We start from the raw sequence: 16163 nt of genomic DNA, 5'->3' as shown, positions 1-16163 counted from the left end.
AGTAGTTGGTACTGTTGTTCCTGGTGTTTGGCTTGGGAAGGTATCCACTACGGCGTCAATTGTTCCTAATACTACAACAGTATCCGTTACAGTATCGCAATTCGCTGGACTTACTGCTACACCTGTTACTGGATTTACCTCACATATTACGTAAGTAATTGGATAACTTCCAGATGGGGTGTTAGGCGCTAAAGTTAAAACTCCTGTTGCATTTATACTTAATGGACCTGATGTTACTGGTGTTACATCCGTATTGCTTGCTGTTACAGGAACTCCATTCAAGGTGTCGTTTGTTGTTACATTGCCAACAGTAGTTGGTACTGTTGTTCCTGGTGTTTGGCTTGGGAAGGTATCCACTACGGCGTCAATTGTTCCTAATACTACAACAGTATCCGTTACAGTATCGCAATTCGCTGGACTTACTGCTACACCTGTTGTTGGGTTTACCTCACATATATTGTAAGTGATAGTATAACTTCCTGATGGGGTGTTAGCCGCTAGGGTTAAAACTCCAGTTGCATCAATACTTAATGGTCCTTCTGTTACTGGTGTTACATCGGTATTGCTTGCTGTTACTGGAACTCCATTCAAGGTGTCGTTTGTTGTTACATTGCCAACAGTAGTTGGTACTGTTGTTCCTGGTGTTTGGCTTGGGAAGGTATCCACTACGGCGTCAATTACTGATGCAGTAACAGCTAAGCTAGTTTGAGAATTATCATTTGAAATACTAGCATTTCCTTGAGAAGCATTTAATGGTATAGGTGGACATGTTCCACATAACAATGGGTTATTCGCAGCAATATAAACAATATTACCAAAAATTAAATCTGGACCACTTACAACATTTCCTCTAACGGTAAGTAAAATATAACCAACATCAAATGCACCAAAACCTCCATCAGTATTTTTTAATCTAATAGTATTTCCTGAACCTGATGTCAAACTTAATAGTGTCCATCGGGAATCACTCCCTGATGCTATTCCAATTATCTCAGCATCTGTACCTACTGATATAGTAACTCTTAAGGAGTTGGAAACAATAGTGCTATTACCATAATTTCCAACACCAGCGCTTAACGTACCGGTATCTCCTTGAGTTACTGTGGCTGGTACCATTAAGATACCAATACCTGGATCGGCATTTCTTTGAGAATAACTTCTTGAAGAAAACATAATTATGGTAAAAACCACTAGTAATTTGAAAATTTTATTCATAGTAATATTGTTTTTGTTAACATTCTTTCGGTAATTTTTGTAAATAAGTTCATATTATTGAGCTTTAACTAATACATTATAAGTGTTGTTTTCATCCAGACTATCTCCACCTGAACCAGTTACAATAGTTGCGGTAATCGGTTGCCAAGTTTGTGGGGGTATACTTGAATTTCGAGTAATTGTAAAACCAACACTTGAAAATGAACTTGCATTAATTACAACATTTAGTTTCAAAGTAACAGTTATAAATAAAGGATCTTCAGTAATTATCCAATCATTATTATTAACCATTGTACCTCCACCAACATTTGAAATAGTAGTTGCTGGATTATATGTAATTGTAAATGCTGATTGCTTAAAAATCTTGAAAACAACTTGCCCAATTGAAGGACCAGAATCAATATCAGAAATATTAATTACAAAATCCTTTGTAACTCCGGCGGATAAAAACACTACATTATCTATATCAATAGTAGGTGTAAAATCTGTTACAAATACCACCACATTACTGGTTACAGTATCACAATTACTTGGATTAACAACCTCACAGATTGTATAAGTTACTGGATATGTTCCCGATGGCGTATTTGGTGCAACTGTTACAACTCCTGTAGTTGTATTTAATGTTAATCCTGTTGGTAATGGATTGGGCACAGAAATGGTTACATTACCTCCTATCCCTATAGTTACTGGACTTCCATTTAAAGTGTCATTATTAGTCAATACTGATGTCGTTCCTCCTGTAAAACCATTTATAGATGATGTTGTTTCTGTTATTGCGCACAAGTAACCAAAAACATTAACAGAAGTACTTGGAGAAACACAAGTAATATCGGAGGATCTTCTTACTGTTATTGAATGAGAACCTTCAGTGGTAACTATAAAAGTTGATGATGTTTGGTATGTCCCTCCATCTATACTATATTCAAAACCAGTTCCTTGGACAGGCGATGAAACAACAACAGTAGCACTTACTATTTCGCAAGTAGGTTGAACTGTTACGCTTGCAATCGGAATACTAGGTATTGGAGCTATTAAAGTGATTGGACCAACAGCTGTGGTTCCTGAAGTACAATAAACAGGATGAGTAATTATTATATTACTATAAACACCAACACTTAGATTATTAATAAGTAGACAACCATTAACATCTGCTGTCTGATTAATTAATGGGGTAGCTGCAGAACCATTAAATGTATAATTTATAATATAGTTAGATACATTAGAAGCTAATCCACATAATTTAATGGTACCATTAACTCCATTACAAGTAGTTGGATTACTATTATCTGAACTGTTGTTTGTTACCGTTGGACAAGTTATAAGACAATTTATCACAGCACTATTCGTAGCATTTGAATAAGCAAGTGTATAATTGATAATACCACTTTCGGTTGCAGTTTCTAAACTATTGGCTAAACCATTGGCTCCATAAGGACCTGGAATAACATAATTAGTAACATTGCTTAACGTTGCTCCTGCTTCTCTGCCATCACTACAACCATCCCCATCAGAATCTAGATCTTTATCGTTGGTAATTCCATCGCCATCCGTATCTACAGAACAGATTGCTTTAGGGTAAGAACTTGATTGATAACTTGCAGGTAGTGACATACGAACTTCATTTACACCACCATAATAGCTTGTTCCTGCAACTCCTATAAGTCTGTATTTTTGATAAGAAATGGTAGGTTTTAAAGTATTATAAGCAGTGAACGTACCTGTTGTTCCTGTTGAGGAAAGAGCTGGTGATAAGTCTGTCCAAGTTAATCCGTCAAATCCTTGTAATTTAAAAGTATTAGCAGTTCCATTAGATAATGGCCAATTCACTAAATCCAAATCTACTCCATTATACGGCAAAATATCAACTGGAGTTATATTAAATAATTCTTTTCCAACCCAGTCTAAAGATAAATTAAATGCTGAAAATGTAGAAACATTATTGTCGTAACTATTACCAATAACATAAGATTCAAATGGTGTTAATTGAGAGGTAACTAAGGTAACTGCATCCTTTTCAGCAGCGGTATAGTAACAAGATGGTGCTTCAACTGCGTCAATCACACCATCATTATCATCGTCAATATCTACTAAATCAAATATTCCATCATTATCGGTATCCAAACAAGCATTTAATACTTTGGAACTAGCATTTGTATATGTTGATAGATATGTTGTAGTACTTGAAGAAGTATCGTTTATTTCTATCGAATTTGCCAAACCATTTTCTCCGTATGGTCCTTGTGCTATAGTGCTAGAAACATTTGATGTTGTTATATTAGGAACTCCATTTTTTATACTACCACTTAATAAAGTACCCGATACTCCAGATTCTTTTGCATCAGGACAACTGTCTCCATCAGAATCTAAATCTTTATCATTGGTAATCCCATCACCATCCGTATCTACTGTACAAGTTGCTTTTGGATAAAAAGATCCATAGCTAACTGAAGCAGGTGTTAGATGTATTTCTGAGCATAGTGCATAAGAGCAACTTCCGCTGACTCCATATATACGGAATTTTTGAAATTTATTTGTTGGTTGTAAGGAATTGGTAAATGTTTGTGTACCATTTGTAACCGTTGCTGTTTGTTCGGTAGATAAATCTACCCAGGAAACACCATCATAACCTTGAAGTTTAGCAGTAGCTGTTCCTTGCAATATAGAATAGGTGGTCATATCAAAACTAATAGAACTAACTGCCAGCGGGCTAAACGTTGGGGTAATATTATACAATTCTTTATTAGCTATAGCTACTGGGGTAAAATCGGATAATGTACTTGCATTATTATCATACCAATTCGTTCTAATTGGATACGATGAGGCAGCCAATTCTGTCGTAACTGCATTAATTCCAGCTACATCTCCTTGATCGTAATAGCATGTTGGTGCTTCAACAGCATCTATTACCCCGTCATTATCATCGTCTATATCCACTAAATCCCCTATTCCATCGCCATCGGTATCTGCACAAGCATTTAGCACAATAGAAGTAGCGTTAATATAAGTAGCCGAATACGTTGTATTAGCCGTAGATGAATCGTTTGTTTCTATCGAATTTGCTAAACCATTTGTTCCATATGGACCTTGAGCTATAGTACTAGAAACATTAGAGGTAGTGACATTTGGAAGTCCATTTCTTATACTACCGCTTAATAAAGTACCTGAAACTCTAGTCTCTTTGGCATCAGGACAACCATCTCCATCCGAATCTAAATCTTTATCGTTAGTTATTCCGTCTCCGTCTGTATCTACTAAACAATTTGATTTAGGAGCCGAAGACCCATAAGTAGAAGCTACTGGAATAAGGCGAATTTCTTTGCAATAAGCCCAACTACTAGTTCCAGAAACTCCTAGTAATCGGAATTTTTGGTAAGCAGTTGTTGGATGCAAAGAATTACTGAAAGTTTGGATTCCATTAGATACTGTTGCCAACTGTGCAGCCGATAAATCAACCCACGAAACACCATCAAATCCTTGAAGTTTGGCAGTAGAAACTCCTGTTAGTATAGAATAAGTATCCATGTCAAAACTTACCGCATTAACTAATAAAGGACTAATTGTTGGTGTTATATTGTAAATTTCTTGATCAACAACTGAAACATTTGCGTTAAAATCAGAGTAGGTTGTGCTATTATTGTCAAACCAAAAGGCTCTATTTGGATAAGATGATGCCGCCAATTGCGAAGTTACGGAACTAATAGCACTGATTTCTGCTTGAGTATAATAGCAAGCTGGTGATTCTACAGCATCTTTGATTCCATCATTGTCATCATCAATATCAGTTACATCCCATATTCCATCACCGTCAGTATCGGTACAACCACTAATGGTATTACTTATTGCATATTGATAGGTAGGAGAATAATTTAATACTCCATTATCTACAGCCGTTTCTAAACTATTGGCCAATCCATTAGTTCCATAAGGACCAGCAAAAGTATAACTTGCAGTAGTACTCGAAGTAGCATTAGCTTCTTTAGCATCGCTACAGGTATCCCCATCTGAATCTAAATCTTTATCATTGGTAATTCCATCACCATCCGTATCAACTGAACAAGTGGTTTTTGGATGAGAACTTGCATCGTAATTAGTTGGTGTAAAAGTGATTTCACTGATTACATTAGTATAAGTAGAATTAATATTCCCTATACTACTTACATCGCCAATCAATCTAAATTTTAAATAAGAAAAAGTTGGATTTAAAGTATTACTAAAGGAAATAGTTCCAATAGATATTGCAGGTGGAGTTACTGCCAAGGATAAATCTATCCAAACAGAACCTGTCCATCCTTGTAATTTTACTTTATTAGTAGAAGTAAATATAGTTGTAGTGCTAAATAAATTTAATGTACTAATTGCAGCAGGAGATGCTGGAGTTAGCTCGTAAATAACTTTTCCAGCAATATCTTGAGCATCAAAACTATGCGTTGTAGCAAGATTATTATCGATTAAATTAGCTAATATTCCATCAATATTAACAGAGGTTAATTCAGTAGTAATTGCAATTGGCTTAGTAATTTCGGTACTTGAATAATAACAAGATGGTGCCTCAATGGCATCTTTTACTCCATCATTATCATCGTCAATATCAACCAAATCAGTTATTCCGTCGCCATCAGTATCCGTACAAGAATAAATATTATAATTAATTGCATTGAAATAAGTAGAAGTATAATTAACTACACCACTATCCAAAGTAGTCTCGAGACTATTAGCTAAACCATTCGTTCCATAAGGAGCTGGGAAAGAATAATTTGTAGCATTACTACTTGTAGCATTTGCCTCATTCGCATCACTACAACCATCATTATCACTATCCAAATCTTTTTCATTGGTAATTCCATCTCCATCTGAATCTTCAGAACAAGTTGGCTTTGGATAGGAAGATCCATAACTTATTGCATTAGCAACTAGGCGTATCTGACTACAGTATGCATAATTAGAACTTCCACTTACTCCATAAATACGGAATTTTTGAAATTTAGTTGCTGGTTGTAAAGTATTTATAAAAGATTGTGTACCATAAGTTACTGTAGCAGTTTGTGGAGCAGATAAATCAACCCAATTCACACCATCAAACCCTTGTAATTTGGCGGTAGAACTTGCTGTTAACATAGCATACTGATCCATATCAAAACTTATTGAGTTCACAGCCATTGGACTAAATGTTGGCGTAATGTTATACAATTCCATACCTAGAACCCCAGTAGTGCTAAAAGTGGAGAAGGTAGTTGGAAAATTATCATAACAATTTTCAATTGGTTGTCGATTCTTATCATAAGAAGGTATATCCGTTGTCACTAAACTGACTCCATTTACTTCATTTTGAGCGTAATAACAAGATGGTGCTTCCACTGCATCTAATACCCCATCATTATCGTCGTCTATATCTACTAAATCTCCTATGCCGTCATTGTCCGTATCTTTGCAAGCATTTAAAAATATACTACTAGCAACTGTATTATAAGTAGAAATATAATTAATTATTCCACTATCTAAAGTAGTTTCTAAAGCATTAGCTAATCCATTAGCTCCATAAGGAGCAGGAAATGCATAATTTGGACTAGAATTAGTAGTAGCTCCTGCTTCTTTTGCATCACTACACCCATCCCCGTCAGAATCGGGATCTTTATCATTAGTAATTCCATCACCATCCGTATCTACTAAACAATTAGATTTTGGATAAGCACTCATTTGATAGTTAGCTGGAAGAGTCATGCGAATTTCTTTTACGCCCCCATTGAAGGTTTTACCTGAAACTCCTATAAGTCGGTATTTTAGATACGACAAATCAGGATGTAAAGTATTAGAAGCTGTAAATGTTCCAGATGCTGCAGTAGAGTAAATTTCTGTTGATAAATCTATCCAAGTTGCTCCATCAAAACCTTGTAATTTAAAAGTATTAGAAGCTCCATTAGACAAAGCCCAATTGATTAAATCAAATTCTACACCAATAAAAGGCAAAATATGAGTGGGAGTTATTGTAAATAATTCTCTATTTACCCAATACAAATCTGGAGCAAAAGCAGAATAAGTAGATACATTATTATCGAAACTATTTCCTATTACAAATATATTGTAAGGTTCAAGTTGAGAAGTAACTGAGGTAATTGCTTTATTTTCTGAAGCAGTATAATAGCAAGATGGAGCCTCAACAGCATCTAATACTCCATCATTATCGTCATCAATATCCACCACATCAAATATTCCATCCCCATCGGTATCTAAACAAGCTTTAATTGTATTTGTTACTGCATTTTGATAGGTAGAATTAAAATTTATTATTCCGCTATCAACAGCAGTTTCTAAATAATTGGCTAATCCATTAGTACCATAAGGCCCTATGAAAGTATAGTTTGTAGCAGTATTAGAAGTTGCATTTGCTTCTCTAGCATCACTACAACCATCTCCATCCGAATCTAAATCTTTATCGTTAGTGATTCCATCACCATCGGTATCAACAGAACAAGTAGGCTTGGGTGCTAAAGTTCCATAACTTACTGCTGCAGGAATTAAATGAATTTCATTACAAAAAGCTGGGTTACAAATTCCACTTACTCCAAATAAGCGGAATTGTTGATAAGCAGTTGTTGGATGTAAAGTATTGGTAAAAATTTCTGAACCATAATTTACTATTGCAGATTTTGGAGCAGATAAATCTATCCAAGTAGCTCCATCAAAACCTTGCAATTTAGCTGTAGAAGAAGTTCCATTTAATATAGAATACTGACCCATATCAAAACTTATAGCGCTTATTGCTAATGGACTAGTCGTTGGTGTAATATTATAAATTGCACGATTTACAACTGTCTGCCATTCTTGAAATGTAGAGTAGGTGGTGTAACTATTATCATAGGAACTTGTTATTGCCGCTGGAAATTTATTTGAAAGTGGCATTTCAGTAGTCACTGAATTAATTCCATTTACTTCATTTAAAGCATAATAACAAGAAGGAGCTTCTACAACATCAAGAACACCATCATTATCATCGTCTATATCTACTAAATCATTAATACCATCACCATCTGTATCCGTACACGCATTTAGTAGATTATTTGTAGCAATAAGACTATAATCTGATACGTAATTAGCTATTCCGCTTTCTACTGATGTCTCTAATGTATCAGCAAAACCATTTATACCATAAGGACCCGCAAAAGTGAAACTTGCAGTTATGTTTGTGGTGGCATTACCCTCTTTGGCGTCACTACACCCATCTGCATCAGAATCTAAATCTAAACGATTAGGTATTCCATCTAAATCAGTATCTAAATCAACACAAATCTGTTCTCTAAAATAAAGTTCTTGTGCCCATCCGTTTCCGACACTTCCACTAATCCCTTGAATTCTATAATATTTATAAGCAGTAGTGTTACCGAGCATATCCAATTTAGCCGAATTGTTAGTGGCATAAATAGGCGCGGTATTTGTATACGTTTGATTCGCTACAATATCTGTCCAAGTTGTATTATCAATACTGCCTTGAATCTTGTAAGTTGAAGTTGTGGCAAACAAAGTTTGACCAGGATAATGCCCTATTTCAATTAAGGTAAGTTTTTTTGCCGTAGGCAATTCAAATTGAAGCCAGGTGTTATTAGAATAAGTACCTGATGGATTATAAATAACGTAAGTAGTTCCGTCGACTCCATCTACCAAATCATGCAATGTTTGAGATCCATTATAATTATAAGTCATAGAAGTTGAAACCAAAACGTCCGATTTATTTTGCATTAAACCGATAGTACAAGAAGATTCTAATGAATCTAAAATCCCATCATTATCATCATCAATATCCACTAAATCGAATATACCATCACTATCTGTATCAGCACAAACATTTAATATATTGCTTGATGCATATTGGTATGTAGGAATATAATTTACAATACCATTATCTACTACCGTTTCTAAAGAATTTGCTAATCCGTTAGCTCCATAAGGTGATGCAAAAGTATAGTTTGTAGTGTCACTAGCTGTAGCACTTGCTTCTTTTGCATCGCTACAATTATCACCATCACTGTCTAAATCTTTATCATTAGTTTTTCCGTCGCCGTCTGTATCAGTTAAACAGATAGCTTTTGGGAAATAGCTTGCCTGGTAGTTAGCAGGTAGCGCCATGCGTATTTCGGATATTCCTCCATAATAATTAGTACCTGCAACCCCAATCAGTCGGTATTTTTGAAACGAAACATTTGGTTGTAAGGTGTTCGAAGCTGTAAATATTCCAGTTGATGCTAATGAAGTAGTTGCTGGCGATAAATCTATCCAAGATCCACCATCAAATCCTTGTAATTTAAAGGTATTTGCAGATGCATTTGATAATCCCCAATTGACCATGTAAAAATCTACACCTGAAAAAGGTAAGGATTTTTCTGGAGTAATATTAAATATCTCTTTACCTACCCAATCCAAATTTGGAATAAAATAGGAATAAGTGGTTTTATCATTATCATAACTATTAGTTATAGATAAACTAGTTGTAATTTCTGTAGTAACCTTAGAAATTGCACTACTTTCTGTAACAGAATAATAACAAGATGGTGCTTCAACTGCGTCAATCACACCATCATTATCATCGTCAATATCTACTAAATCAAATATTCCATCATTATCGGTATCCAAACAAGCATTTAATACTTTGGAACCAGCATTTGTATATGTTGATAGATATGTTGTAGTACTTGAAGAAGTATCGTTTATTTCTATCGAATTTGCCAAACCATTTTCTCCGTATGGTCCTTGTGCTATAGTGCTAGAAACATTTGATGTTGTTATATTAGGAACTCCATTTTTTATACTACCACTTAATAAAGTACCCGATACTCCAGATTCTTTTGCATCAGGACAACTGTCTCCATCAGAATCTAAATCTTTATCATTGGTAATCCCATCACCATCCGTATCTACTGTACAAGTTGCTTTTGGATAAAAAGATCCATAGCTAACTGAAGCAGGTGTTAGATGTATTTCTGAGCATAGTGCATAAGAGCAACTTCCGCTGACTCCATATATACGGAATTTTTGAAATTTATTTGTTGGTTGTAAGGAATTGGTAAATGTTTGTGTACCATTTGTAACCGTTGCTGTTTGTTCGGTAGATAAATCTACCCAGGAAACACCATCATAACCTTGAAGTTTAGCAGTAGCTGTTCCTTGCAATATAGAATAGGTGGTCATATCAAAACTAATAGAACTAACTGCCAGCGGGCTAAACGTTGGGGTAATATTATACAATTCTTTATTAGCTATAGCTACTGGGGTAAAATCGGATAATGTACTTGCATTATTATCATACCAATTCGTTCTAATTGGATACGATGAGGCAGCCAATTCTGTCGTAACTGCATTAATTCCAGCTACATCTCCTTGATCGTAATAGCATGTTGGTGCTTCAACAGCATCTATTACCCCGTCATTATCATCGTCTATATCCACTAAATCCCCTATTCCATCGCCATCGGTATCTGCACAAGCATTTAGCACAATAGAAGTAGCGTTAATATAAGTAGCCGAATACGTTGTATTAGCCGTAGATGAATCGTTTGTTTCTATCGAATTTGCTAAACCATTTGTTCCATATGGACCTTGAGCTATAGTACTAGAAACATTAGAGGTAGTGACATTTGGAAGTCCATTTCTTATACTACCGCTTAATAAAGTACCTGAAACTCTAGTCTCTTTGGCATCAGGACAACCATCTCCATCCGAATCTAAATCTTTATCGTTAGTTATTCCGTCTCCGTCTGTATCTACTAAACAATTTGATTTAGGAGCCGAAGACCCATAAGTAGAAGCTACTGGAATAAGGCGAATTTCTTTGCAATAAGCCCAACTACTAGTTCCAGAAACTCCTAGTAATCGGAATTTTTGGTAAGCAGTTGTTGGATGCAAAGAATTACTGAAAGTTTGGATTCCATTAGATACTGTTGCCAACTGTGCAGCCGATAAATCAACCCACGAAACACCATCAAATCCTTGAAGTTTGGCAGTAGAAACTCCTGTTAGTATAGAATAAGTATCCATGTCAAAACTTACCGCATTAACTAATAAAGGACTAATTGTTGGTGTTATATTGTAAATTTCTTGATCAACAACTGAAACATTTGCGTTAAAATCAGAGTAGGTTGTGCTATTATTGTCAAACCAAAAGGCTCTATTTGGATAAGATGATGCCGCCAATTGCGAAGTTACGGAACTAATAGCACTGATTTCTGCTTGAGTATAATAGCAAGCTGGTGATTCTACAGCATCTTTGATTCCATCATTGTCATCATCAATATCAGTTACATCCCATATTCCATCACCGTCAGTATCGGTACAACCACTAATGGTATTACTTATTGCATATTGATAGGTAGGAGAATAATTTAATACTCCATTATCTACAGCCGTTTCTAAACTATTGGCCAATCCATTAGTTCCATAAGGACCAGCAAAAGTATAACTTGCAGTAGTACTCGAAGTAGCATTAGCTTCTTTAGCATCGCTACAGGTATCCCCATCTGAATCTAAATCTTTATCATTGGTAATTCCATCACCATCCGTATCAACTGAACAAGTGGTTTTTGGATGAGAACTTGCTTGATAAAAATAATTAGCTAGTATATTGACACGTATTTCGCTTACGCCACCATAATTAGTAGTGCCCGATATACCCACAATTCTGTAATTTTTATAAGAAGCATTAGGTTGTAAAGAATTTGAAACAACTAAGGTTCCTGTTGATGCTGTTGAATAAAGAGCAGGAGATAAATCCGTCCAATTTACTCCATCGAATCCTTGCAATTTAAAAGTATTGGCAGAAGTGCTAGACAACGCCCAATTCACTAAGTCTAATTCTATACTACTTAGAGGTAAAGTATTGCCAAGAGTAATATTAAATAACTCTTTATCTACCCAGTCTAAAGAGGGCAAAAATGCAGAATATGTAGTCGCATTATTATCATAACTATTTGTTATTGCAGAATAAGGCATAAGTTGCGTCGTAATTGAAGTAATTACTTTGCTCTCGGCAGCTGTATAATAACAAGATGGTGCTTCAATAGCATCTAAGATTCCGTCATTATCATCGTCGATATCCGCTAAATCAAATATCCCATCTACATCGGAATCGTTACAAGCATTAAGAACATTAGTCGTTGCTGTAGGGCTATAAGTAGAAATGAAATTTGGCATTCCATTATCAACTACAGTTTCTAATACATTGGCAAAACCATTTGACCCATAAGGACCTACAAAAGTGTAATTTGAAGTAATGCTCGTTGTAGCATTACCCTCCCTAGCATCACTACATCCGTCAGCATCTGAATCTAAATCTTTGTCGTTAGTAAGACCATCGTTATCGGTATCCTCGGTGCAAGTAGATTTTGGAAAGTAAAATCCATTAATAGATGCATTAGTAATAAGATGTATCTCATAACAATATCCATGACTAGAAATTCCAGTCACCCCATAAATACGAAATTTTTGAAATTTCGTTGTTGGCTGTAATGTATTGGTAAAAATTTGTGTGCCATAAACTACCGTAGCGGTTTGTGGAGCAGATAAATCAACCCAATTCAAACCATCAAATCCTTGTAATTTAGCTGTAGAATTTACGGTCAAAATTGCATGGAAACCCATATCAAAACTTACAGCGTTAATTGCTATTGGACTAAAAGTTGGAGTAATATTATAAAGTACTTTATTTTCAATATTAGTAGACTCAAAACCAAAAAATGTAGTAGAATTATTATCATAAGAATTTTTAATTGGTCCTGGAGCCTTAGAATAATTTCTCAATTCAGTAGTAACTAAATTAATAGTAGTTGCTTCCGCAAGAGTATAATAACAAGATGGCGCTTCAACAGAATCTATGATTCCATCATTGTCATCATCAATATCTACTATATCAAATATGCCATCTACGTCAGTATCAACACAAACATTTAGTGTCTTACTTGATGCATATTGATAATTCAAAACATAATTGATAATACCATTATCCACTATCGTTTCTAAAGCATTTGCTAAACCGTTGGTGCCATAAGGTCCTGAAAAAGAATAGTTCGCGATATTACTTAAAGTAGCACCAGCTTCTTTGGAATCGCTACAATTATCGTCATCGCTATCTAAATCTTTATCATTCGTTTTGCCATCACCATCCAAATCAACATTGCAAGTAGATTTTGGATATTTACTTGGTTGGTATGCTGTTGGAATTAACGTAATTTCGTTAACAACATAAGTGTTAATATTACCTGTACTAGTAATGTCACCCCATAATCGATATTTAAGATAAGGAACGGTTGGATTAATCGAATTAGGAAATGCAACTAAACTATATGCATCAGGAGTTGTTGGAGTTGTCGCTGTGGATAAATCTATCCACGCAGAACCTGACCAACCTTGTAATTTTACTTTGTTGGTTGAAACGAATATTGGGGAACCATTATATAAATTTAAGGCAGTTATTGCTAGCGGTAATGCTGGAATTACCTCGTAAATGGTTTTACCTGCAATATCTTGTGCTATAAAACTTTGATTTGTAGTAAGATTATTATCAAATAAGTTTGCCATTATTCCCGATCCACTAACTAGTTCACTACTTACAGCTGTTGGAATACCAATTTCTGTAGCATTATAATAACATGATGGTGCTTCAACTGAATCCAAAACACCATCATTGTCGTCGTCTATATCAGCTATATAATCTAATATACCATCTCCATCAGTATCCTTGCAAGTGTTAATAAAACTGCTTGTAGCATTAGCACTATAAGTAGAAAAATAATTAGTAATTCCATTATCTACTATTGTTTCTAGCACATTGGATAAACCATTTACTCCATAAGGTCCAGCAAAAGTATAATTTGGAGTAGTACTGGTTGTGGCACTTGCCTCTTTGGCATCCCCACATCCATCACCATCCGAATCTAAATCTTTGTCGTTGGTTAGTCCATCACCATCCGTATCTATTGTACAAATCGGTTTTGGTGAAGAAGATCCATAAGAAGGTACTGATGGTATTAAATGAATTTCAGTACAATAGCCGTACCAGCATCTTCCACTCACACCATATATACGGAATTGTTGAAATCGTGTTGTTGGCTGTAATGTATTGGTGAAAATTTGTGTTCCACTAGTAACCGTTGCAGTTTGAGGCGAAGATAAATCTACCCATGTAGTACCATCGAATCCTTGTAATATTGCAGTTGAACCGGCAGTTAACATAGCTTGAGTAAGCATATCAAAGCTAACAGCACTAATTGCTAAAGGACTTATACTTGGGGTAATGTTATATAATTCTTTATAAACAATACTTGCATTAGCATAAAAATCAGAGTAAGTGGTGGAATTATTGTCATACCAATTGATTCTTGGTGGTAAATCAGTGGGTGCTATTTGGGAAGTTACTAAACTTATTCCTACAACCTCTTCTTGGGTATAATAACAATAAGGTGCTTCTATGGCATCTAAAACACCATCATTATCATCATCTATATCTACTAAATCTCCAATTCCATCACCATCGGTATCGGCACAAGTGTTTAATGCTTTGGAAGATACATAAGTATAATTAGGTAGGTATAGCGTAGTTGCTAAAACAGTACCATCTGTTTCTATCGAATTTGCCAATCCGTTTGGACCATAAGGACCTTTTGCAATAGCACTTGGTACATTTGGTGTAGTAGTAATTGGCAAACCATTTTTTATACTACCACTTAACAAAACACCTATTACCCCACCTTCTTTAGCATCTGGACAACCATCCCCATCCGAATCTAAATCTTTATCATTTGTTATTCCGTCACTATCGGTATCGACTAAACATGTGGCTTTTGGATAAGCAGATCCATAACTAACGGCATTGGGAATAAGATGTATTTCTTTGCAATAAGCCCAATTAATAGTTCCAGAAACTCCTAATATGCGGAATTTTTGATAAGCAGTTGTTGGGTGTAATGTATTGATGAAAGTCTGAGTTTCCTCTTTTACGGTTGCCAATTGTGCAGTAGATAAATCGACCCATACAGAGCCATCAAAACCTTGTAGTTTTGCAGTAGAATATGCAGTTAACATTGAGTAGTACCCCATTTCAAAGCTAATAGCATTAATAGCTAATGGGCTTATTGCTGGAGTTATATTGTAAATTTCTTTATTTATTGCAGGTACATTTAACACAAAATCAGATAAAGTAGAAGAATTATTATCATACCAATTGGTCCTTGTTGGATAAGAATTTGAAGATAATTGGGAAGTTACAGAACTAATTCCTGCAACATCAGCTTGAGTAGAATAACAAGAAGGAGCTTCAACTGCGTCCAAAATACCATCATTATCATCGTCAATATCTGAACTATTACAAATACCATCCCCATCAAAATCATCATTTAATCCAGTACCACCGACTGTACCTGTACATTGTAAATTGAAAGGATAATTATCAAAATTAATAGTAGCACTAGAATTTCCTAGTTCTAATTTCCAATCGCCATCTTTACCAGTAACATTAATTGAAGCAGCTACATGTACATTCAATTTTGATTCAATATAAGATACTGCCGAAAGTCCTTTTAAACCTTGGGCAAATTCGCATCCATAAATGTTTAGATTATGAATTGTAAATTGTGAATTGTGAATTCTTGGCCTTAAAAAGGCTACAATTTGTTTTGCATTACACCACTTACCATCAAGGAACAATTCCCCTGCGCGACCATGCGAAAACAAGTGGTATTCCTTATAATCTATTAATTTTAATTTATTATTAATAATTTCCGGATGGGTTACCGAAGCATCAATAAAATAATTTTCATTAATTAAAGTTGTACTTGCAGAAAGACCACAAGTAGTAAATAAAAATAAAAAAGATAGATTTTTTACCGTTTTTAAAAAAGTACTATTTAGCATAATTCTTGGTTTACACAATTACCAACCTTATTAAATAGGTTAATAATTTTTATATT

The 16163-nt window shown here is 35.0% G+C and carries 1 protein-coding gene and 1 pseudogene; both read right to left on the bottom strand.

Going from position 1 to position 16163, the window contains the following annotated elements:
- Window positions 1-1215, bottom strand: a pseudogene (locus tag ACIQ2J_RS10560) (hypothetical protein); the annotation flags it as partial.
- 54 nt (window positions 1216-1269) lie between these two features.
- The gene (locus ACIQ2J_RS10555; protein WP_396169487.1) at window positions 1270-16107 is read right to left on the bottom strand and encodes a discoidin domain-containing protein; all 14838 of its coding nucleotides are present in this window, start codon (window positions 16105-16107) and stop codon (window positions 1270-1272) included.
- Window positions 16108-16163: the final 56 nt, after the last annotated feature.

Origin of the sequence: Flavobacterium sp. (genome assembly GCF_044357305.1) — a bacterium.
Lineage (GTDB): Bacteria > Bacteroidota > Bacteroidia > Flavobacteriales > Flavobacteriaceae > Flavobacterium.
The sequence above is the reverse complement of the archived record's forward strand: the minus strand, read 5'-3'. Positions and strand labels throughout refer to the sequence as shown.